We start from the raw sequence: 20,513 nt of genomic DNA on the forward strand, positions 1-20,513 counted from the left end.
TCAGTTCCCCTTTCCGGTGGTACCGAACTGCTGGGAGAAACGGGTGTCTCCCTCGACGATGTCGTGCATGTCTGCGATGCCGTGGCGCAGCATGAGCGTGCGCTCCAGCCCCATGCCGAAGGCGAAGCCTGTGTAGACCTCGGGGTCGATCCCGCAGGCGACGAGCACGTTGGGGTTGACCATGCCGCAGCCTCCCCACTCGATCCATCCCGGTCCGCCCTTCTTCTGCGGGAACCACAGGTCCATCTCCGCGCTGGGCTCGGTGAAGGGGAAGAAGGAGGGGCGCAGGCGGGTGCGGGCCTCAGGTCCGAACATCGCCCGGGCGAAGTGGTCCAGCGTGCCCTTCAGGTGCGCCATGGTCAGGCCCTTGTCGACCGCCAGTCCCTCGACCTGGTGGAAGACCGGGGTGTGGGTGGCGTCGAGCTCGTCGGAGCGGAAGACCTTGCCCGGGCAGGCCACGTACAGCGGCGGCTCCTGGGCGAGCATGACGTGGGCCTGGACCGGGGAGGTGTGGGTGCGCAGGACGAGGTTGGCCTTCTCCCCCTCGCCGGCTCCTACCGAGGGACCGTCGACGTAGAAGGTGTCCTGCATCTGGCGGGCCGGGTGGTCCGCGTCGAAGTTGAGCGCGTCGAAGTCGAACCACTCGTGCTCGGTCTCCGGCCCCTCCGCGATCGACCAGCCCATGGAGATGAAGAAGTCGGAGACCTCGTCCATGAGCACGTCCAGAGGATGGCGGGCGCCACGAGCCACCCGTGCGGTGGGAACAGTGACGTCAACAGCCTCAGTCGCGAGCATCTGCTCCTCGGCCTCAGCCTCCAGCACCTCCTGACGCTCAGCCAGAGCCTTGTGAAGCCTGCCCCGAGCGGCGCCCAGGAGCCTGCCCGCCGTCGGCTTGTCCGCCTTGTCCAGGGCTCCGATGCCGCGATTGGTGCGGGCCAGGACGGAGGAGTCCCCCGTGTAGGCCAGGCGCACCTCCTTGAGGGCAGGGAGGTCACCGGCTGCGGCGACCGCCGCCAGCCCTTCCTCCACGAGCGCGTTGATGCCTGCCTCGTCCAGGGGCGAGAGCGCCCCGGGTGCGTCAGTCATGGGGTGTGTGCCTTCCAGCTGGGACATAGCTTCCTGCCCCGACCGCGCAGGAGCGCGTGACCGAGCAGGAAGTGCTTCAGTGTCCCAGGGTAGTCGTCACCCCTAGGCCTCCAAACTCCGGTCCACGGGATGTGCCGCACTCGGCAGGCGGCCTGCCCGGCTAGTGCAGCACCCAGCGGAAGAAGGGCTCGGCCAGAGCCGGCTGCTCTAAGCCCGTACAAGCCCCGTCAGCGGGCCCGGTCGTCGCGGCGCCGGCGCCCCCTGCAGCAGCGGCCGCACGACGCACGTAGCCCTCGACGCCGTCCAGGTCCCGGAACTGACTGACATGGCTACGCACCGCCGCGACCTTGGCCTCCAGGTCGTCCGGCTCGACCACCACCAGGTGGTTGGTCTCCTTGTGTCCCTGGAACCACACCTCATCCACCTCATGCGGCTCCAGGCCTGCCGCAGCGAGCTCGCGGTAGTCGAAGCGGTTGCCGCTGGCTGGGTAGGCGGCGTCGACGACGGCACGTCCCACCGCACGATGGTCCGGGTGGCTGGCCGCTACCGAGGCGAAGTTGTACTCCGGGGACATCGAGAGCACCAGAGAGGGCCGCCAGCGGCGGATCGCCGCCACGACCTCTCGTACCAGCCCGCTTCCCTCAGCCACGTGCCCGTCAGCGAAGCCGTTGAGGAAGACCACCTCGCTGACCCCCAGGTAGGCCGCCGCAGCCTGCTGCTCGAGGCGACGTACCTGAGAGATCTGCTCCTGGCCCTCGGCCTCGTAGCCGCCGGCGTCCCCCGAGGTAGCCACGAGGAGGCTGATCTCAGCCCCTTCCCGCACGAGACGGTGGATCGTGGCTCCTGCTCCCACGTCAGCGTCGTCGGGGTGGGCATAGACGCCCAGGACCCGACGGTGCCCCAGGCGCTCAGCCATGGATCGCGGCGTTGCCCGCGTCCTGCGCAGCCTTGACGCCCTCAGCAACGTCGAGACGACCCAGGAAGACCTCCTTGAGAGACTCTCCCGTAGCCTCCATGCCTGCCTGGATCTTGGCACCGAAGGGGCCGGGAAGGGCGGTGTCGTCGATCTCCATCATGGCGGAGACGTCGACGCCCGCATCCTTCCAGTAGGTGCTCCAGGTGTCCTGCGCGCCGGTGTTACCGGGCAGGCCCACGCCGGTCCTGCCCAGCACACCGGAGCCCTCGGCACTGCCCAGCCACGCCAGCAGCCTGGTGACAGCCTCAGCCTGCTTGGAGTCGGCGCTGCCGGCGGCTGCCGTGTAGTTCGACACGCCTCCACGTCCCTGGGGCCCCTGCGGCAGGCTCACGATGCCCCACTCGAAGGAGGCTCCGTCCTTGATGTTGGCCAGGTTGTACGCACCGGACTGGAACAGCGCCATCTTGCCCTGGATGAACTGGTCGCGGGAGAAGTCGCCGTTGTCGTTGGTGTCCGCGGCCGAGGGCGCCACGTGGGAGGAGTTGATGAGGTCGACGAGGTAGCCGAAGGCCTGCACGCCCGCCTGCGAGGCGAAGGTGAACTGGCCCTCGGCGTCCTGGTAGGTCGCTCCGTTGGCACCGAGGTAGGGCAGGTAGATCGCCTGCAGGTCAAGAGCAGCGTTGTAGCCGAACTGGACGATGTTCGAGGCGTCAAAGTCCGCCTCAGCCGGAGTCCTTCCCGCAGTGTCCAGGGTGAGCCTGGTCGTGATCTCGCGCAGCGTGTCTGAGGAGGCCGTCGGGTCCCAGGCCAGGGAGGCCAGGTCCTCGACACTGACCCCGGCAGCGTCCAGCAGCGACTTGTTGTAGTAGACGGCGATGTTCGGGTCGGCCAGAGCCGGCACGCCCCACGCCTTCCCCTGCGAGGAGTACTGGGCGACGGCGGCCTGTGACCAGCCCTCGCGCTCTGAGGCGGGCACGGCCTCGTCGATGTTGACGAGCTTGCCTGCGGCGGCGTAGTCGACGAAGTTCGAGGAGTTGGTCCAGAACACGTCCGGGGCCGAGCCCGAGGCGATGTCGTTGCGCAGGTTGGTCCAGTAGTCCGCCCAGGCCACCTGCTCGATCTTGACCGAGATGCCGGTATCGGCAGTGAAGCCCTTGAGCGCCTCCTCGTAGGCAGCAGCAGCCTGCTCGTCCCACAGGCGGAAGGTGATCTCACCGGCCGAGCCAGCGCCTGAGCCGGAGTCGTCAGAGGAAGCGGACCCGCAGGCAGCCAGCACGCTCAGGCCGACGGCGGTGGCTGCGGTGACGCCCGAGACCTTGAGCAGGTCACGGCGAGAGAGCGCTGGGCGACGGGACATGGGATACCTCCAGGTGCTCGTACCCTGCCTGGACGTGGGTGTCAGGCAGGTGCGACGTGAACTGTAGCGCAGCCCACCCCGGCCGTCCCCGTCCGTCCGCCACACGATCCTGGGCTACTTCAGGCCGCTGAGCGTGATCGAGGCGACGATCTGCTTCTGGAAGACCACGAACAGGATGATGAGAGGGACCAGAGCGATCGTCGTCGCGGCCATGACATAGGTCCAGTTCGCGTTGTGCTGCGACTGCATGGCCGCGGTCGCCACCGTGATGACCTTGGGCTCCTGGCTGGCGATGATGCGCGGCCACATGAAGGAGTTCCACTGGCTGACCACCGTGATCAGCGTGAGGGTCGCCAGGATCGGGCCAGACATCGGAAGGACGATCCTGGTCAGGATGCGTACCTGTCCGGCGCCGTCGATCTTGGCCGCGTCAATGATCTCCTGCGGGATCGAGCGGAAGGACTCGCGCAGCAGGAAGACGGCGTAGGGCGAGGCGAACATGAAGGGGATGACGATGCCCCAGAAGGTGTTGTTCATCCCGGCCTTGGCCATCATGAGGTAGAGCGGGATGACGAGTACCGAGGCAGGAATCATCATGGTGGACAGGAAGAGCCAGAAGACCAGGTCCCGCCCGGGGAAGCGCAGCCTGGCGAAGGCGTAGGCGGCCATCACCGAGGACGTCACCTGCCCCACCACCATGACGGCCACCATCAGCACGGTGGTCCAGATGGCGCTGGCGAAGTCGATGCGTCCGGTCAGCACCGCCGTGAAGGACTCCAGGGTCCAGGGGCTCGGCAGGGCGAGAGGCGAGTGGGAGGCGAAGTCCTTGGGAGACTTGAAGGCGGTGATGAAGGAGAAGACGAAAGGCAGCACCATGACGGCCGCCGCCAGGGTCAGCCCCAGGTAGATCCCAGCCGTTCCCAGGACGCCGGGGCTGTCGATACGGCCACCGGCACGGCTCGCCCCGCGCCTGGTGGCGGCGCGGGCGCGCCGGACCGGGATGGGGGTCTCAGACGTACTCATAGGTGGTCCTCGTGCGGAAGTAGAGGTTCTGGGCGACCGTGACCGCCAGGAGGATGAGCATCATGACCAGGGCCATGACCGAGGCCTTGCCCACGTCCCAGCTGACGAAGGCCTGCTCATAGATCTCATAGGCCAGGACCTTGGTGGCACCCGCCGGCCCGCCGGAGGTCAGGGCGTAGACGTGGTCGAAGATGTTGAAGGCCGCGATGACGCTGGTCACTGAGACGAAGAAGAATGTCGGACGCAGCATGGGTACCTTGATCCGCCAGAAGACCTGGCGTGCGGAGGCGCCGTCGACGTAGGCCGCCTCGATGAGCTCACGTGGCACCGCCAGCAGGCCGGCGATGAAGAACAACGAGGTGTACCCGACGTTGTTCCACAGGACCACGAAGGCGACGGCAGGAAGCGCCCAGGTCGGCGAGACCAGGATCTCCAGCCTCGTCCCGGCCACCGCACTGAGCAGCCCGCCGGTAGGCGCGAAGATCCACGACCACACCACTCCTAGGGCCAGCGGCGAGGAGATCCAGGGAATGACGATGAGGGTGCGGAAGAGCGTCGTACCACGCACGCCCTTGGTCAGCATGTTGGCCAGGAACAGCCCCAGCAGGATCTGCGCCGGCACCACGAGGGCGACCAGCCCCAGGGTCACTCGCAGCGACCGGAGGAAGGAGGCGTCGGTCAGGACCTGGCGGACCTGGTCAAGGCCGACGTAGCGCGGCGGAGCGATGAGGTCCCACTGGTGGACGGTGAGCCAGAGGATCACTCCGACCGGCACGACCATGAAGAGCACCACACCCAGCACCGAGGGCGTCAGGAACAGGTAGCCGGTCACGGCCTCACGCACACGGCGCGCACGGCTGGCACGGCGACGGGACACGGTCACGGTCACCTGACCTCCTCAGCACCCGTCTGGTGGGCACGGGCCGAGGCGAAGAGGCAGACCGTGGCGGCCGAGGCGACGTTCAGGGACTCAGCCTTGCCGTACAGGGGGATGGAGACGACGGCGTCGGCGTGGGACAGCGCCTGCTCGCTGAGGCCTCGCGCCTCGTTCCCCAGCCACCAGGCCGTGGGACGAGCCAGCAGGTCGTCAGCCTCGAACAGGTTGTGGTCTCCCCCGCCGTCGGCAGCCAGGACCGTCAGACCCGCCTGGTGCAGGCAGGCAGCGAGCTCGGCCAGGTCCAGGCCGGCCAGCACAGGAAGGTGGAAGAGGCTGCCAGCCGTTGCGCGCACGACCTTGGGGTTGGTGGGGTCCACGCTGCCGCGTGCCAGCAGGACGGCGTCGGCTCCGGCAGCATCGGCGGCGCGGATGATGGTGCCGGCGTTGCCCGGGTCCTGCGCCTCGGTGAGCACCACGACCAGGCGGGCACCTGCCAGGACGTCGGCAAGGGCATGAGGAGCCTGTTCCCGCGTGCCGGAGGGAGCAGCGGGACTGCCGACAGCCTGCGTGCCGACTACTGCCAGCAGCCCTTGGGCATCCGTGCTCATGGCGGCCATGACCTGAGGCGTGACGAGGTGGGTGTAGGTGCCACCGGTCCTGGCCTCGGTCACGATCGCCTCGTGACGCCGTGCAGCCTCCTGGGTGGCGTAGAGGTCCAGGACCGCCGAGCCTGCGTAACGCACGGCCTCGCGCACCGCCTGCGGGCCCTCGACGAGGAAGCGGCCGTGCTTCGTGCGCGCGGAGCGACGCGCCAGGCCGGCCACCCGGCTCACTCGTGTCGCAGCCGGGTTGTCCATGACATCAGGTCCTGGCTGCCTTCCGTCAGGCCGGTTCATCGCGATACCGGGGCGCCAGGTACTCGTGTCTGCCCGCTTGCTCATGGGAGGGAGCCTACGCGAGACGGCGCCGTCTCCATGTCATGGAGACGGCGCCGTCTCGTGGCGCGGAACCCGGCTGGCTCTCAGCCGGGCCCGAGTCAGGCCTTGGGGGCGTTGACGTCAGCCGGCAGCGCCTTCTTGGCGACCTCGACCAGCGCCTTGAAACCGGCCGGCTCGTTGACGGCCAGCTCGGCCAGCATGCGGCGGTCGATCTCGACGCCCGCCAGGCCCAGGCCCTGGATGAACCGGTTGTAGGTCAGGCCCTCAGCGCGGGCAGCGGCGTTGATGCGCTGGATCCACAGACGACGGAAGTCGCCCTTGCGCGCACGGCGGTCACGGAAGGCGTAGACGCCGGAGTGGGTGACCTGCTCCTTGGCCTTGCGGTAGAGGCGAGAGCGCTGGCCGCGGTAGCCCGAGGCCTTCTCGAGGACGGTACGACGCTTCTTCTGGGCGTTGACAGCCCGCTTCACACGTGCCATGTGATGACTCCTTTACGTGGTGGGCTCTCAGCGACCGAGCAGCTTCTTGACCTGACGCAGGTTGCTGGGGTCAACAACCTGGTCCTGAGACAGCTTGCGCTTACGACGCGAGGACTTGACCTCGAGCAGGTGGCGCTTGTTGGCCTGCTCGCGCATCAGCTTGCCGCTGCCGGTCACCCGGAAACGCTTCTTGGCACCGGAGTGCGTCTTGTTCTTCGGCATTGTTGGATTCCTCTTCTCGGCCACCAGACGAGCGCCTGGGGCTGCGGACCCCACGCGGTCTGCCGGTGGGGTGGGTGGCGGTCTGTTACTGAGCCCAGGCCCTCAGGCCTGCTCCTGGGTGGCCTCTGCCTCGGGGGCAGCCGAGGCCTTGGCGGCGTTCTTCTCCGCCCGCCGGGTGGCCCGGGCCTCCTCGCGGCGACGGCGCTGGTCGGACTTGACCTCAGCCTTCTTGCGCGTGGGAGCCAGGACCATCACCATCTGGCGGCCGTCCTGACGCGGGTGGGACTCGACGGTCCCCAGCTCGCCCGCCTCCTCGGCCACGCGCTGGAGCAGACGAATTCCCAGCTCGGGCCGGGACTGCTCACGCCCGCGGAAGCGGACGACGCACTTGACCTTGTCCCCGCCCTTGAGGAACCGCTCGACGTGCCCCATCTTGGTGGCGTAGTCGTGCTGGTCGATCTTGGGCCGGAACTGGACTTCCTTGAGCTGCGTGTTCGCCTGGTTGCGCCGGGCGTCACGAGCCTTCATGGCCGACTCGTACTTGAACTTGCCGTAGTCCATGAGCTTGCACACCGGAGGGCGTGCGTCGGGTGCGACCTCGACGAGGTCGAGACCGGCCTCCTCGGCCAGGCGCAGGGCGTCCTCGACGCGGACGACGCCGACCTGCTCGCCGCCGGGGCCGACGAGGCGCACCTCGGGGACGCGGATCCGTTCGTTGATACGGGGCTCGCTGATGACAGTTCCTCACTCTTGGTGACGGTCAGCCGCCGCGACGAGAAAAAGGCCCTCGCCGCAGATCGCGCACGAAGGCCCATCACGTACCTCAGGGGTACGGTACGCGACAGCACGCCACGCACCGCGAGGAAGTCCTCGCATGAACCCGGTCCCCGTGAGGGACCCAGGTGGGATCACTCCGCTTGCGAGCCGGAGTCGGACCCCGGCCGGTCGGTGCCCCACACTACCAGGCGAGCCAGACCGGGCCTACGCCTCAGCCCCGAGCCTCCTCGTGAGACTGCACACGCTTCAGGCTCAGGCCGGGACCGGGCACAGCTCGACGGTGTCGATGAGCTCGCCCCAGGCAGGGTTGACCATGATCAGCTGGCAGGTCTCCAGGGCGGCGGCCGCCGCCGACATGCCGCCGGAGGCGTCGACCCGGATGAAGACCCGCAGCTCAGCCTCCTGGCCGGGCTCGAAGGCCACGCCCGTCACCCCTGGCACTCCCATGAGGTGGGCGGTCACCTCCTGCTGGACCGGCTCGTTGCGCCAGGAGGGGACCCAGTCCTCTCCCCCGGCCAGCGCGAGCACCGCAGGGCGCGGCAGACGCAGGTCCCGGCTGCCCGGGTCCAGGACCCACAGCTGGTCGGTGTCGTGCGCCGCCACCTGTGCTGCTCTGCGCGGTTCGATCGGCACGGGGCGCACGTCCTGGCGCCAGGCCTGCATCGCCTCCATGCTCGTGAACACCGGCAGGGCGATGTGCCCGTCAGGCAGGTCCACGGCAAGGGTCGCGGCGTCCTGCGCCGCGTCGCTCGTGTGCGGCTCGCTCTGGCTGCGCGCGTGCGCCGCCACCGGGACGATGACCCGGCTGCCGGCGAGCACCTGCCACAGGTGGTCAAGGTAGAGGTGGCGAGGCTGGTCAGCGGCCTCCAGCGCCTCCAGCACCGCCGGGTCGACGGCGCCGTCGTCGTCGGAGAAGGGCGTGGGGGCGGCCAGCAGCCGTTCCATCTTGGCCCGGGCAGCCATCGCGGCCCTCACCTGGACGTCGTCGGTCCCCTCGACCTGCCGTTCCTGGCTCACGCGACCACCTCTGACACAGCTGCCCCGCCCGCTACCGCCAGGGCCTGGGGCAGGGTGAAGTTGCCGTTGTACAGGGCCTTGCCCACGATGGCGGAGTCGACGCCCTCAGGAACCAGCCTGGCCAGCGCGGCAACGTCCTCCAGGCTGGAGATGCCGCCTGAGGCGACCACGGGTGCGCTGGTACGCGCTGCCACCTGCCGCAGCAGCTGCGTGTTCGGTCCGGTCAGAGTCCCGTCCTTGGTCACGTCCGTCACCACGTAGCGTGAGCAACCGGCCTCGTCGAGACGGTCGAGGGTCTCCCACAGGTCTCCGCCCTCCTTGGTCCAGCCGCGTGCCGCCAGGGTGGTACCACGCACGTCCAGGCCGACGGCGACCTTCTCGCCGTGCTCAGCGATGACACGAGCCGTCCAGTCAGGGTCCTCCAGCGCGGCGGTGCCGAGATTGACCCGTGCGGCACCAGCCTGCAGCGCACGATCCAGGGAGGCGTCGTCGCGGATACCTCCGGACAGCTCGACCTTGATACCGACCTCGCCGACGATCCGGGCCAGGAGCTCGGCGTTGGAGCCCCGTCCGAAGGCCGCGTCCAGATCGACCAGGTGGATCCACTCGGCTCCAGCCTCGACCCAGTCGCGGGCGGCGTCGACCGGGCTGCCGTAGTCGGTCTCGGAGCCGGCCTCTCCCTGAAGCAGGCGGACGGCCTTGCCGTCAGCGACGTCGACAGCGGGCAGGAGCGTGAGCATGGCAGGTCCCTTCCAAGGAGTCTGGACGAAAGGTGGTCGCGGGTCAGAGGGTGGCGAGCCAGTTGCGCAGAAGCTGGGCACCGGCGTCGCCTGACTTCTCGGGGTGGAACTGGGTCGCTGACAGAGCCCCGTTCTCCACCGCCGCGAGAAAGTCCTCGCCGTGGGTGGCCCAGGTGGCCTGCGGCGGGCGGGTCGGACCAGGGCCGAGAAGGCTCGCCGGATCGGTCTTCGCCGCGTAGGAGTGGACGAAGTAGAAGCGCTCGTGCGCCACGCCGTCGAAGAGCCGAGAGCCCTGCGGCGCCCGGACCTCGGACCAGCCCATGTGTGGTACCACCGGCGCCTCCAGACGGCAGACGGTCCCCGGCCACTGCCCCAGGCCCGCGGTCGCCGCCTGGTCGTCAGCGTGCTCGGTCGAGGACTCGAACAGCACCTGCATCCCCACGCAGATCCCCAGCACCGGCCGTCCCCCCGCCAGACGACGGTCAATGAGTCGCGGCGCGTCAACGGCAGCCAGCTGGCTCATGACGGAGGCGAAGGCGCCGACACCAGGGACGACCAGGCCCTGGGCCGCCTCGACGGCGGCGGCGTCGGCAGTGAACTCGACCTGGGCGCCCACGCGCTCCAGGGCGCGCACGGCGGATCGGACGTTGCCGCTGCCGTAGGACAGGACGACGACGGTGGGCTTGCGCATGCCCACAGCCTAACGGCCCGGGCCGGTGCTTCTCACGCCCGTCCTGTCACCGTCCGTTCCTCAGGACCGTCCGCCGCCGCGCAGGCCCCGTCCGAGCCACCTCATGGCACGTGAGGGACGTACGTCGGCCGAGCGGACCGCTCCCTTGACGTCCTCAGCCCGCGTCAGCCCGAGCAGGACGTCCTCGACGACCTGGTCCACCGCCGACAGCAGCAGACCGGCACTGGCCTCCTCACCCGCCGTGCCGTTGGCGTACCGGCGAGCCGTGATGGTGCCGGACAGCCCGGACTCGATACCCACGTCGGTGGCCAGGTCAGCGGTCAGCAGGACGACGCCGGCACGCGACAGCCGCGACAGGGCCCCCGCCAGCTCCGCAGCCTCAGCAGGCTCGGTCTCAGCGCCGCCCAGCAGCTCCGAGACGTCCCACTCGGCGTGGGCCGAGACAAACTCCTTGACGGCGAAGGCTCCCGAGCGCGCCGGGACGACGGTGCAGTCCAGGTCACTCATGGAGCACAGGGCCGCCAGCGCGTCGGCACTGGCCAAGGGGGTCAGGACGACAGCGACCTTCACCGCCCGGCCGGCAGCGGTGACGTCCTCGGCGTCGAGCGCGGAGGCGTCGTCAGGCACGGCCGGGAGCCCTGCCTCGTCCTGCTCGGGCACCGGATCGGGCGCGTCCAGGTCCAGCCCCTCCGTAAGGGCGGCGAACTCGGCGTCGACGTCCTTGCCCGAGGAGTCCTCCGGCACAGGGCGCTCGCTCATCACAGGGCCCCCTTGGTCGAGGGGACGCCCTCCACCCGCGGGTCGGGCTCCACGGCCCGGCGCAGCGCACGCGCCAGCGCCTTGAACTCGGCCTCCGCGACGTGGTGCGGGTCCCGCCCGGCCAGCACGCGCACGTGGAGGCAGATCCCGGCGTGGTAGGCGATGGCCTCGAAGACGTGACGCACCATGGATCCGGTGAAGTGGCCGCCGATGAGGTGGTGAACAAAGGCCTCGGACTCGCCCTCGTGGACGAGGTAGGGCCGTCCGGACACGTCCACCACGGCGTGGGCCAGCGCCTCGTCCAGAGGGACCGTAGCGTCACCGAAACGGCCGATCCCGCACTTGTCCCCCAGTGCCTGCCTCAGCGCCTCCCCGATGCAGATCGCCGTGTCCTCCACGGTGTGGTGGACGTCGATGTCAGTGTCCCCGCTGGCGCGCACGGTCAGGTCGATCAGCGAGTGCTTGCCCAGCGCCGTGAGCATGTGGTCGTAGAAGGGGACCGTCGTGGAGATGTCCGTGCGTCCGCTGCCGTCGAGGTCGAGCTCGACGACGACGGTGGACTCGCTGGTAGTCCGCTCAATGCGGGCGGTACGGCTCATGAGTGGATCTCCTTGGGTGTCTGCGCGGCGTCAGGCCGCGGAAGGTCAGCCGTCACTGCGAGAAGGCTACGGCGGAAGGCCTCCATCTCCTCCGGCGTGCCGATGCACACCCGAAGGTACCCCGCCGGCCCGACGACGCGGATGAGGACGCCGCGCTCCAGCAGGCCTGAGAAGACGGCGTCGCGGTCAGCGAAGGGGCCGAAGAGGACGAAGTTGGAGTCGGAGTCGAAGGCCGTCCACCCCTGCTCACGCAGCCAGCCCACGAGGCGGTCGCGGTCAGCACGCATCGAGGCGACCTGGCTCATGAGCTCCTCGCGGTGGGCCAGCGCCGCCATGGCCGCAGCCTGGGTCACAGCCGAGAGGTGGTAGGGCAGGCGGACGACTCGCAGGAGGTCGACGAGCTCACGAGTCGCAGCCAGGTAGCCCAGCCGCAGTCCCGCCATACCGAAGGCCTTGGACATGGTGCGGCACACCGCCAGGTGCGGGTAGGCCTCGCCGTCCTCCTCGACCAGGAGCTCCAGGGCACTGGGTACTCCTGGGCGACGGAACTCGCCGTAGGCCTCGTCCACGACGACGACGCAGTCGGTCGCGCTGCCGTCCGCCGCGACCGGCCCGTTGCCGCGAGCGGCCCGGAGCACCTGGCGCACGTCGTCGAGCGGCAGTGCGGTACCGGTGGGGTTGTTCGGGCTGGCCAGCAGGATGACCGCGGGGTGGTGAGCCGCAACCGCCTCGCGGACGGCCTCGACGTCAAGGGTGAAGTCCTCAGCACGTGCCGCGGCGACGTACTGCGTCAGGGTGTCTCGGGCGTACTCGGGGTACATGGAGTAGGTCGGTGTGAAGGACAGGCACACCCGCCCCGGCCCGCCGAGGGCCTGAAGGAGGTGGAGCATGACCTCGTTGGAGCCGTTGGCCGCCCAGACCTGCTCCCAGGGCACGCGCACCCCGGACTCGACCGCCAGGTAGTCGGCCAGCGCCTGGCGCAGCGCCGGGAAGTCGCGGTCGGGATAGCGGTTGAGCCCGGTGGCCACCTGGGCGACGGCGGCAGCGACGTCCTGCACGACCTCCGGCGAGGGGGCATAGGGGTTCTCGTTGACGTTGAGGCGGACAGGTACGTCCAGCTCAGGAGCGCCGTAGGGAGTCTCGCCCTCAAGGCCGGGTCGCAGAGGAAGTGTGCTCACGTGCCGCAGTCTATGAGCAGGCACGGCCCGCGTGCGGATCTGTCCACGCCCAGCCCGGGACCGGCTACTGACTGAGCGGCCGGTAGGAAGGCGGGACCAGTCACGCGTCCTGGGCCGACGTCGTCGCCGGCCAGGACCTCACAGGCGCTCTGAGGCCAGCCGCGCCCCCTCGGTCAGCGAGGCGAGCTTGGCCCAGGCGATGTGGGAGTGGATACGGCCACCCAGACCGCAGTCGGTCGAGGCCACGACCCGCTCGGCCCCCACCAGCTCGGCGAAGCGCGTGATGCGGTCTGCCACGAGCTCAGGGTGCTCCACGACGTTCGTCGCGTGGGAGACGACTCCCGGGATGAGGTACTTGCCCTCGGGGAGCTCAGTGTCCTTCCAGATCTTCCACTCGTGCTCGTGGCGGGCGTTAGCGGCCTCGAAGGTGAGCCCGTTGGCGTTGACCCTGAGGGCCAGGTCCACCACGTGGCGGAGCTCCAGGTCCGTGGAGTGCGGACCGTGCCACGACCCCCAGCACACGTGGTAGCGCACGAGGTCGGGGTCGATCCCCTCCAGGGCGTGGTTGAGGGCCTCGATCCGTACGGCGGAGAACCGGCGGTAGTCCTCGACAGCGGGCTCGACCTTGAACTGGTCCCAGGACTCGGCCAGGTCAGGAGCGTCGATCTGGACGGTGAGACCGGCGTCGGTAATGGCCTTGTACTCCTCGCGCAGCGCGTTGGCCCACGCCCACACGGCAGCCTCGTCGTCCTCGTAGTAGTAGTTGCCCACACGTGCCGCCGCAGCCGGGCTGATAGAGGCCACGAAGCCCTCGGACAACGGCTTCCCCGCCTTGCCCAGCGCCTCCTTGAGGGAGGTGATGTCACGGGCGACGACCTCCTGGCCCGTGTAGGACAGCTCGCCGGTCAGTGCAGGGAAGGACCACGGGCGACGGGTCGCCAGGTGGATACCTGAGGTCGGGTCGGAGTAGGCGTCGGCGAAGGCCACCCAGTCGCGGCGGTCGGTCATCGCGTCCAGCTCCAGCTTCCCGGCCGGGGTCGGCCTGCGCTCGGGAAGCTCGTCGAGCAGCTCCAGGCCGGAGAAGCGCGTAAAGGAGTAGGACCACCAGGCGCCGTAGTCGACCTTCTCGGTCATGGCGTGGCCGTACTCGCCGTCATTGACGATCGTGATGCCCAGCTCAGCCTGCCTGGCGACGACGGCGTCAGTCTCAGAGCGGACGACCGCGGCCAGGTCGGCGTCGGACAGGGCGCCGGTGGCGTGGTCGGCGTTGGCCTTGAGCAGGGTGTCGGTGCGGGGCAGGGAACCGACGTGGGTGGTGCGGATGGAAGTGGTCATGAGTGGTCCTGTCATTCCTGCGGCGAGGTGCCGCGGCGGTCATGGGGATAAGGACCGGAACCGGCCTGGCCGGCTGGGGGCTGAGACGTCCGGGCGCCTCAGCGGGGCATGACCACCCCTGCCACGCGCTCCGGCGTGAGCAGGGGAGCCTCCGTCCTGACGGCGCAGCAGGAGATGCTGCATCGGCTGGTGGTCATCAGGTGTCCTTCCATCGGTCCTGGCAGGAGCACCGGGTCCGGCTCGGCCGGTCGGTTGCTGCGGCGTCGACGAGCCAGGTCTCTCAGCCGCTCGGGATGGTTGTAGCCCACAGCATACACACGGGGCTCCGCGCTGCCCGCAACACCATCCGCCAGGCGAGACGTCCAGAGTCTGAGAGCTCCTGGCTGCAACGCGCTCCGTTCATGTCGGACCCGGTCGCTACGGTGAGTCCATGAGCACCTCACCACTGCGCGAGCGCGCCGAGACGATCCTCCAGATGCTGGTCGGCAGGCCGGGTGCCAGCCTGCGTGAGGACCAGTGGACGGCTGTCCACGCCCTGGTGGCGCAGCGCCGTCGTGCCCTCGTGGTCCAGCGCACCGGGTGGGGAAAGTCCGCCGTCTACTTCGTGGCCACCGCGCTCCTGCGTGAGGGCTGGGGCGGCTGGGAGCCAGGAACGCCGCCACCGCGTGCACGCGCGCAGGGCTGTCCGGCGCACCCAGGCGTTGGGGCCACCGTCATCATCTCCCCGCTCCTGGCGCTGATGCGTGACCAGGTCGCTGCCGCGCAGCGAGCCGGGATCCGGGCCGCCACGATCAACTCGGCCAACGCCACCAGCTGGAGGCAGGTCGAGGAGCAGGTCGCCTCAGGCGAGGTCGACGTCCTCCTCGTCTCCCCCGAGCGCCTCAGCAACCCGGTCTTCCGCGAGGAGGTCCTGCCCCACCTGGCGGGTGGCACGGGCCTGGTCGTCATCGACGAGGCGCACTGCATCTCGGACTGGGGACACGACTTCCGCCCCGACTACCGACGTATCCGCTCCCTGCTGGCTGACCTAGCACCTCGCACGCCCGTCCTGGCCACCACGGCCACGGCCAACGAGCGCGTGACCCGTGACGTCGCGGAGCAGCTGGGCGCGGGCGAGGACACGTCCGCCTCACGCCAGCCCGTCCTGGTCCTGCGTGGCAGCCTGGACCGCCCCTCCTTGTACCTGGGGGCCTCGCGGCTGGAGGACGACGCCTCCCGTCTGGCCTGGCTGACGAGCTACCTGCGTACCACGCCCGGCTGCGGCATCGTCTACTGCCTCACCGTCGCGGCCGCGGTCGAGGTCACCGAGCAGCTGCGCCAGGCCGGGCTGAAGGTGGCTGCCTACACCGGCGGGACCGACCCTGCCGAGCGTGAGAGGCTGGAGAGCGACCTCAAGGCCAACCAGGTCAAGGCGCTGGTCGCCACGAGTGCGCTCGGCATGGGCTTCGACAAGCCGGACCTCGCCTTCATCGTCCACCTCGGAGCCCCCAGCTCTCCCGTGGCCTACTACCAGCAGGTCGGACGCGGGGGACGCGGCGTCGAGCGCGCCGAGGTGGTCCTGCTGCCGGGCAAGCAGGACCAGGCGATCTGGGACTGGTTCGGCTCCCAGGCCTTCCCGCCCGAGCAGGAGGTGCGTCAGGTGCTCGCTGCCCTGGAGGAGGCGCACAGCCAGGGCCACGGCCCGTTGAGCACGGCCGTGCTGGAGACCTCCACCAGCCTGCGGCGTACGCGGCTGGAGTCGATGCTCAAGGTCCTTGACGTCGACGGCGCCGTACGACGGGTCAGGGGCGGATGGGTCTGGACGGGACGGCCGTGGGCCTACGACGCTGCACGCTACGAGCGCGTGGCCGCCGCCCGCGCCAAGGAGCAGGATCTCATGGTCGTCTACGAGGCCCTCCAGGCTCCGCAGTGCCGGATGGCCTTCCTGCGCCAGACGCTGGACGACCCGACCCTGGAGCCAGGCTGGCGCTGCGGACGCTGCGACCTGTGCGGCGGGCTGTCCCTGGCCGCTCGTGCCCCGGAGCAGGAGGTCGAGGCCGCCCGACGCGCGATGGCGCAGGTGGGTACCGTCATCGAGCCCCGGCGCCAGTGGCCCACGGGCATGGACCGGCTGGGCCTGGCCGGCCTGCGCGGCAGGATCACGGAGGAGGACCGCGCCGGTAGCGGTCTGGCGGTCGGGCGCCTGGACGGACTCGGGGTCTCGACGACGCTACGTGACCTGCTTGACTCCGCCACGGACGGCGAGGTCCCGCCCAGCCTGCGGCCAGCAGTAGTGGACGTCGCACAGCGGCTGGGCAGCCTGATCGAGTCCGAGGACGAGGACCTGGCGGAGGGCAGCGTCTCACCGCTGATGGTCGTCGTCATCGACTCACGGACCCGCCCTGCCCTCGTGCGCCAGCTCGGCAACGCCGTCGCGCGCACCCTGACCGCACAGCCCCTTGGAGTCGTCAACGTGATCGGCGAGCGCGCGCGTCACGACGTCGGCTCCGCCTTCCGCCTGGCAGCGGTCGCCCGGTCGCTCACGCTCCAGGACTGGGGCCGTGACACCCTGGCGAGACTGCACGGTGCCCGGGTCGTGCTGGTTGACGACTGGACCGACTCCGGGTGGACCCTGACCGTCGCCACGCGGCTCCTGCGCCAGGCCGGCGCCGTCTCGGTCCGTCCCTTCGTCCTGGCCCAGCGCTAGGTGCCCTGTGCCTGTCACCCACGCGGTGCACCGGCCCGTGCCACGTCATGAGACGCGACGACTGGGTCTGACGGCTCAGGGTCGGTAGGCGCGACGGGCTCGTGCCGCCTCCCCGTGAGCGGGCAGGTCCTCTGAGTCTGCCAGGGCCGCGAGCGGGTCCGTCATCGCCTCCAGGGCAGCGGCGTCATACTCGATGACCTGGACGGGCTTGATATACGCCATGACGCTCAGGCCCGCCGCGAACCGCGCCGTGCCACCGGTGGGCAGGACGTGGTTGGACCCGGCCAGGTAGTCCCCCAGCGGTACCGGGGAGCAGGGCCCGACGAAGATCGCTCCGGCGTTGCGGATCCGGCGAGCGACGGCCGCGGCGTCACGGGTCTGGATCTCCAGGTGCTCGGCGGCGTAGGCGTCCGCTACCGCAACGCCCTGGTCGAGGTCACGCACGAGCACGACGCCGGACTGTCGGCCGGTCAGCGCCGTGCGGCAGCGTTGTGCGTGCTTGGTCGCCTCCACGCGCCGCTCCAGCGCGGCCTCGACCGCGTCGGCCAGCTCGGGGCTGTCCGTGATGAGGACGCTGCCGGCGTTGGGATCGTGCTCTGCCTGGGAGAGCAGGTCCGCGGCCACCAGCTCGGGGTCCGCGCAGGCGTCGGCCAGCACGGCGATCTCCGTGGGACCAGCCTCAGCGTCGATGCCGACGACCCCGCGCACGGCTCGCTTGGCCGCCGCGACAAAGATGTTGCCCGGACCGGTGACGACGTCGACCGGTTCGCACAGCACCTGGCCGCTTCCGCCCCAGGCCGCGACGTCAGCCTCGTCCGTCCCGTTCTCACAGTCCGCTCCGTAGGCGAGCATCGCGATGGCCTGAGCGCCTCCGACGGCGTAGACCTCCTCCACGCCCAGGAGCGCACAGGCCGCCAGGATCGTGGGGTGAGGAAGACCGCCGAACTCGGCCTGGGGCGGGGAGGTCAGCGCGACCTGCTCCACGCCGGCGACCTGCGCCGCTACCACGTTCATCACGACGCTGGAGGGGTAGACAGCCAGGCCACCGGGCACGTAAAGGCCCACGCGGCGCACCGGGATCCAGCGCTGGGTGACCGTGCCTCCCGCGACGACCTGGGTGACCGCCTCGCTAGGCAGCTGAGCGGTGTGACCCGCGCGGTTGTGGGCGATAGAGAGCTCCAGGGCCTCACGCACCGCCGGGTCCAGACCAGCCAGCGCCTGGGTGAGCGCCTCACGCGGCACTCGCAGGTGCTCGGGACACACACGGTCGAAGCGCTCAGCCGCATCACGCAGGGCTGCCGCACCGCGCTCACGCACGTCCGCGATCGTGGGAGCCACCGCGTCCAGCGCGCCAGCCACGTCCAGGACGGCGCGAGGCAGGGCCTCGGCCAGCTCACGTGCGGTCAGGTCACTCTCACGCAGGTCGATGCGGTTCAACATGGGCCCAGGGTAGCGGCGTCCTGGCCGGCGACGGCGTAGCGTCCCACACGCTCGTCGTCGATCACTCCCTGCCAGTCCATACCGAAGCCGAGTCGATAGACGTGGCCGGCCCCGTCCTGGTAGGCCGCGTAGTCGAACGGACGGTCCTCGTCATGGCACTCGACCACCTCCATCGAGGCCGGCAGCGTCAGGGGCAGTAGTCCGTGCGGGGTCGTACGCCCGCGCAGCAGCTCCCAGACCACCTCCTGCTGGACGCCGAAGTCGATGACGATCGCGTCCGCCAGCGGCTCCACCTCGGCCATCACCACCGGGTTGTGCATCCGCAGGACCACGACCACCGGCCGCCGGCCCATGATCTGGCGGGCCTGGCGCACCAGCTCCAGGTCACCGGCGTTCGCCACCTGCGCCCGCTTGCCCCGCACCGAGCGGTCCGGGCAGGACACCTCGCGGAAGTCGCCGGCTGCCAGGGAACGCGCCCTGGCGGCGTTGGCCGTGTAGGGCCCCCACTGCAGGGAGATCGGCAGGTAGCCGTTGCCCCCGGCCTCACGATCGGCCACGGAGTAGCTCTCGCACAGCGGGGACTCGATGAAGACGACGGCTGCCTGGGCGTCAGCCGGGTCCTCGACCCGTTCGAAGGCGACCGCACTGGATCGGTAGGGATCGATGTCGCGGGCGGGCTCCGGACAACGCATGAAGCCCAGGTGCTCCTCGACGTGGCGGCTCGGAACCCACACCCGGGTCGAGGGCTGCGTCAGCGGCAGGACCGGGACGCCCTCGGCGTCGGCGTTCTTGAGCATGACGAGGCTGTCACGCTGAGCCTCCAGCCCGGCCTGGACGAAGACCTGGCACCCCACTGTCGCGGTCGAGGCGGCCGGGTCGAGGTAGGGGTTCTCAAACAGGCCCGTGCGGAAGAGGACCCGTAGCAGACGCACCGCCGAGGCCTCGAAACGGGCCCGAGCAGCCGCCTCACCGTCACGCTCAGCCAGGATCCGGTAGGCCTCCAGGACCGGAGCGACCTCACTGTTGCCACCAAACTGGTCCACGCCGTTGTCGATCGCCAGGGCGTGACGCTCAGCGACGCTGAGATCCTCGACCCCGTAGCAGCGCTGACCGAAATTGCTCATCTCCGGGTCCGGATCAGCCGTGATGCCCCAGTCGGTGCACACGACGCCGTCGAAGCCCTCACCCTCACGCAGCATGTCGTGGACGATGACGCGGTGGTAGGAGTTCGCACGTGGCTCCCCGTCGCTCCCGGTGTTGAGCACCCGGCCGTCAGGAGCGCGGTAGCCCGAGGAGATGGTGTAGTAAGGCATGACGGCGCTCGCGGTCCCCGTCGGGCCGTCGAGGTCGAAGGCGCCACGGGTGAAGGGGAGCAGGTGCTCCGCCTCGTTGCCTCCCGGGTAGACGGCGAACTTGCCGAAGCCGTAGTGCGCGTCGCGCCCGGCCTCCCCTGACCCGCCGCCCGGCCAGTGCTTGACCATCGTGGCCACCGATGCCTGCCCCCAGCCGGTGTCGGCGTAGGAGGGCTCACGCACCGGGAGCCCGAAGGCTGCTCCCTCCTGCTCGTCAGGGGACGCCGTGGTCTGCATGGCGTCGCACACAGCGCGGGCGTAGTCCGTCACCAGTGCTGAGCTCGGTCCCCAGGTGTCCCGCAGCCGCATCCACCGCGGGTCGGTGCCCAGGTCGACCTGAGGACCGAGCGCCGTCGTGATCCCCAGTGCCCGGTACTCCTGGGAGATGATCTCGCCGTACTGGCGTGCGCGCTGCGGGTCAAGCAGCGCCGCCATCCCCATGCCCTCAGGCCAGCGTGAGACGTCGACGGCGCTGGTCGCGAACTCGGCTCCCGTAGCCTCTCCCGCACCGTGGCGCGGATCGGTGGTGATGGAGACCGGAACGCCCAGCGGGGTGGACTCAGCCAGGGCCTGCAAGGCGTTGTTCCAGCGTGCCGCCGTGTCGGCCGACTCCAGGGTGATGGCCAGGACGTGGCGGATGTGGTCGCGGGTAAGCATGCGGGTCTGCTGGTCGGTCAGGGACCATGGTGCCAGCCCGGTCTCGGCAAGAGCGCGTCCGCCGTAGGTGCCGGGGAAGGGGCCGTGGCCCGGGCTGGGGACGGCCTGGTGGGGTGAGTAGAGCATGAGGCCGGCGATCTGCTCGGTGCTCAGCCGCCCTGCCAGGTCCGCGGCACGCTCGCTCGCGCTCAGGCGCCAGTCCTCGTAGGGCAGCAGCTCGCCGGTGCGAGCCAGGTCCTTGAACAGGTGCCCGTCCGCCTCGATGACCGGTGCGTCACAGGTGCCGATAGTGGGCCCGCCGTCCTGGTGATGAAAGGTCGGGACCTTCTGACTGGCGGTAGCGGCGTCCTGGCTCGTCACGGCGTCCTCCTCAGCGTCTGCGCT

General features: G+C 69.9%; 19 protein-coding genes and 1 riboswitch. Of the genes, 1 reads left to right on the top strand and 18 read right to left on the bottom strand.

Annotated elements, in window-relative coordinates; all coding sequences use genetic code 11:
* The 16 genes from pheS to HRL51_RS07305 form a co-directional block, all read right to left on the bottom strand.
* Window positions 1-1,086 carry a phenylalanine--tRNA ligase subunit alpha gene (gene pheS / locus HRL51_RS07230; protein WP_172191003.1) on the bottom strand — a complete coding sequence of 362 codons (1,086 nt, stop codon included), beginning with the start codon at window positions 1,084-1,086 and terminating at the stop codon, window positions 1-3.
* Window positions 1,087-1,246: 160 nt separating this feature from the next.
* Window positions 1,247-2,002 (bottom strand): PIG-L deacetylase family protein, encoded by a 756-nt coding sequence (locus HRL51_RS07235; RefSeq protein ID WP_172191005.1) that lies wholly within the window; start codon window positions 2,000-2,002, stop codon window positions 1,247-1,249.
* Window positions 1,995-3,359: an ABC transporter substrate-binding protein gene (locus tag HRL51_RS07240; RefSeq protein ID WP_172191007.1), complete on the bottom strand. Its 1,365-nt coding sequence runs from the start codon at window positions 3,357-3,359 to the stop codon at window positions 1,995-1,997. The genes HRL51_RS07235 and HRL51_RS07240 overlap by 8 nt, the downstream gene beginning before the upstream one ends.
* 114 nt (window positions 3,360-3,473) lie before the next feature.
* Window positions 3,474-4,382 (bottom strand): carbohydrate ABC transporter permease, encoded by a 909-nt coding sequence (locus tag HRL51_RS07245; protein ID WP_235954421.1) that lies wholly within the window; start codon window positions 4,380-4,382, stop codon window positions 3,474-3,476.
* The gene (locus tag HRL51_RS07250) at window positions 4,369-5,271 is read right to left on the bottom strand and encodes a carbohydrate ABC transporter permease (RefSeq protein ID WP_244960129.1); all 903 of its coding nucleotides are present in this window, start codon (window positions 5,269-5,271) and stop codon (window positions 4,369-4,371) included. The genes HRL51_RS07245 and HRL51_RS07250 overlap by 14 nt, the downstream gene beginning before the upstream one ends.
* The gene (locus HRL51_RS07255; RefSeq protein ID WP_413228087.1) at window positions 5,268-6,200 is read right to left on the bottom strand and encodes a TrmH family RNA methyltransferase; all 933 of its coding nucleotides are present in this window, start codon (window positions 6,198-6,200) and stop codon (window positions 5,268-5,270) included. Before HRL51_RS07255 ends, HRL51_RS07250 begins: the two co-directional genes overlap by 4 nt.
* Window positions 6,201-6,295: 95 nt before the next feature.
* On the bottom strand, window positions 6,296-6,676 hold the full coding sequence (gene rplT, locus HRL51_RS07260; RefSeq protein ID WP_172120851.1) for a 50S ribosomal protein L20: 381 nt from the start codon (window positions 6,674-6,676) through the stop codon (window positions 6,296-6,298).
* 27 nt (window positions 6,677-6,703) lie between these two features.
* A complete protein-coding gene (gene rpmI, locus HRL51_RS07265; RefSeq protein ID WP_172120852.1) occupies window positions 6,704-6,898 on the bottom strand; it encodes a 50S ribosomal protein L35 in 195 nt (64 codons plus the stop codon).
* A gap of 102 nt (window positions 6,899-7,000) precedes the next feature.
* A complete protein-coding gene (gene infC / locus HRL51_RS07270; protein ID WP_172120996.1) occupies window positions 7,001-7,633 on the bottom strand; it encodes a translation initiation factor IF-3 in 633 nt (210 codons plus the stop codon).
* A gap of 294 nt (window positions 7,634-7,927) precedes the next feature.
* On the bottom strand, window positions 7,928-8,638 hold the full coding sequence (locus HRL51_RS07275; protein ID WP_172120997.1) for an SseB family protein: 711 nt from the start codon (window positions 8,636-8,638) through the stop codon (window positions 7,928-7,930).
* A gap of 50 nt (window positions 8,639-8,688) precedes the next feature.
* Window positions 8,689-9,432 (bottom strand): bifunctional 1-(5-phosphoribosyl)-5-((5-phosphoribosylamino)methylideneamino)imidazole-4-carboxamide isomerase/phosphoribosylanthranilate isomerase PriA, encoded by a 744-nt coding sequence (gene priA / locus HRL51_RS07280; protein ID WP_172191009.1) that lies wholly within the window; start codon window positions 9,430-9,432, stop codon window positions 8,689-8,691.
* A gap of 43 nt (window positions 9,433-9,475) precedes the next feature.
* Window positions 9,476-10,123, bottom strand: a complete 648-nt coding sequence (hisH, locus tag HRL51_RS07285; RefSeq protein WP_172191011.1) for an imidazole glycerol phosphate synthase subunit HisH — start codon at window positions 10,121-10,123, stop codon at window positions 9,476-9,478.
* 60 nt (window positions 10,124-10,183) lie between these two features.
* A complete protein-coding gene (locus tag HRL51_RS07290; protein ID WP_172191013.1) occupies window positions 10,184-10,882 on the bottom strand; it encodes a hypothetical protein in 699 nt (232 codons plus the stop codon).
* Complete coding sequence (gene hisB / locus HRL51_RS07295) at window positions 10,882-11,481, bottom strand: imidazoleglycerol-phosphate dehydratase HisB (protein WP_172191015.1); 600 nt, start codon at window positions 11,479-11,481, stop codon at window positions 10,882-10,884. Before hisB ends, HRL51_RS07290 begins: the two co-directional genes overlap by 1 nt.
* Entirely contained in the window at window positions 11,478-12,659 is a 1,182-nt protein-coding gene (locus HRL51_RS07300; RefSeq protein ID WP_172120857.1) for a histidinol-phosphate transaminase, read from the bottom strand. Before HRL51_RS07300 ends, hisB begins: the two co-directional genes overlap by 4 nt.
* Before the next feature lie 138 nt (window positions 12,660-12,797).
* Window positions 12,798-13,994: a cobalamin-independent methionine synthase II family protein gene (locus HRL51_RS07305; RefSeq protein ID WP_172191017.1), complete on the bottom strand. Its 1,197-nt coding sequence runs from the start codon at window positions 13,992-13,994 to the stop codon at window positions 12,798-12,800.
* A 205-nt stretch (window positions 13,995-14,199) separates the two neighbouring features.
* Window positions 14,200-14,294: riboswitch (SAM riboswitch) on the bottom strand.
* A 130-nt stretch (window positions 14,295-14,424) separates the two neighbouring features.
* Between HRL51_RS07305 and HRL51_RS07310 the strand changes: the two genes are divergently transcribed.
* Window positions 14,425-16,680: a RecQ family ATP-dependent DNA helicase gene (locus HRL51_RS07310; RefSeq protein ID WP_172191018.1), complete on the top strand. Its 2,256-nt coding sequence runs from the start codon at window positions 14,425-14,427 to the stop codon at window positions 16,678-16,680.
* A gap of 75 nt (window positions 16,681-16,755) precedes the next feature.
* Here HRL51_RS07310 and hisD read toward each other — a convergent pair whose 3' ends face one another.
* Both hisD and HRL51_RS07320 read right to left on the bottom strand, forming a co-directional pair.
* The gene (hisD, locus tag HRL51_RS07315; protein WP_172191020.1) at window positions 16,756-18,120 is read right to left on the bottom strand and encodes a histidinol dehydrogenase; all 1,365 of its coding nucleotides are present in this window, start codon (window positions 18,118-18,120) and stop codon (window positions 16,756-16,758) included.
* Window positions 18,114-20,489 (bottom strand): glycoside hydrolase family 3 N-terminal domain-containing protein, encoded by a 2,376-nt coding sequence (locus tag HRL51_RS07320; RefSeq protein WP_172191022.1) that lies wholly within the window; start codon window positions 20,487-20,489, stop codon window positions 18,114-18,116. Before HRL51_RS07320 ends, hisD begins: the two co-directional genes overlap by 7 nt.
* Window positions 20,490-20,513 lie beyond the last annotated feature (24 nt).

This window comes from Actinomyces faecalis, from assembly GCF_013184985.2.
Lineage (GTDB): Bacteria > Actinomycetota > Actinomycetes > Actinomycetales > Actinomycetaceae > Actinomyces > Actinomyces faecalis.

Excerpts from the sequence above, each read along its gene's own strand:
- HRL51_RS07275 (WP_172120997.1), bottom strand. The coding sequence starts at position 8,638 with ATGGCTGCCCGGGCCAAGATGGAACGGCTGCTGGCCGCCCCCACGCCC.
- HRL51_RS07310 (WP_172191018.1), top strand. The coding sequence starts at position 14,425 with ATGAGCACCTCACCACTGCGCGAGCGCGCCGAGACGATCCTCCAGATG.
- hisH (WP_172191011.1), bottom strand. The coding sequence starts at position 10,123 with ATGCGCAAGCCCACCGTCGTCGTCCTGTCCTACGGCAGCGGCAACGTC.
- hisB (WP_172191015.1), bottom strand. The coding sequence starts at position 11,481 with ATGAGCCGTACCGCCCGCATTGAGCGGACTACCAGCGAGTCCACCGTC.
- priA (WP_172191009.1), bottom strand. The coding sequence starts at position 9,432 with ATGCTCACGCTCCTGCCCGCTGTCGACGTCGCTGACGGCAAGGCCGTC.
- HRL51_RS07235 (WP_172191005.1), bottom strand. The coding sequence starts at position 2,002 with ATGGCTGAGCGCCTGGGGCACCGTCGGGTCCTGGGCGTCTATGCCCAC.
- HRL51_RS07305 (WP_172191017.1), bottom strand. The coding sequence starts at position 13,994 with ATGACCACTTCCATCCGCACCACCCACGTCGGTTCCCTGCCCCGCACC.
- rpmI (WP_172120852.1), bottom strand. The coding sequence starts at position 6,898 with ATGCCGAAGAACAAGACGCACTCCGGTGCCAAGAAGCGTTTCCGGGTG.
- HRL51_RS07245 (WP_235954421.1), bottom strand. The coding sequence starts at position 4,382 with ATGAGTACGTCTGAGACCCCCATCCCGGTCCGGCGCGCCCGCGCCGCC.
- pheS (WP_172191003.1), bottom strand. The coding sequence starts at position 1,086 with ATGACTGACGCACCCGGGGCGCTCTCGCCCCTGGACGAGGCAGGCATC.
- HRL51_RS07240 (WP_172191007.1), bottom strand. The coding sequence starts at position 3,359 with ATGTCCCGTCGCCCAGCGCTCTCTCGCCGTGACCTGCTCAAGGTCTCG.
- HRL51_RS07290 (WP_172191013.1), bottom strand. The coding sequence starts at position 10,882 with ATGAGCGAGCGCCCTGTGCCGGAGGACTCCTCGGGCAAGGACGTCGAC.
- HRL51_RS07255 (WP_413228087.1), bottom strand. The coding sequence starts at position 6,200 with ATGAGCAAGCGGGCAGACACGAGTACCTGGCGCCCCGGTATCGCGATG.
- rplT (WP_172120851.1), bottom strand. The coding sequence starts at position 6,676 with ATGGCACGTGTGAAGCGGGCTGTCAACGCCCAGAAGAAGCGTCGTACC.
- hisD (WP_172191020.1), bottom strand. The coding sequence starts at position 18,120 with ATGTTGAACCGCATCGACCTGCGTGAGAGTGACCTGACCGCACGTGAG.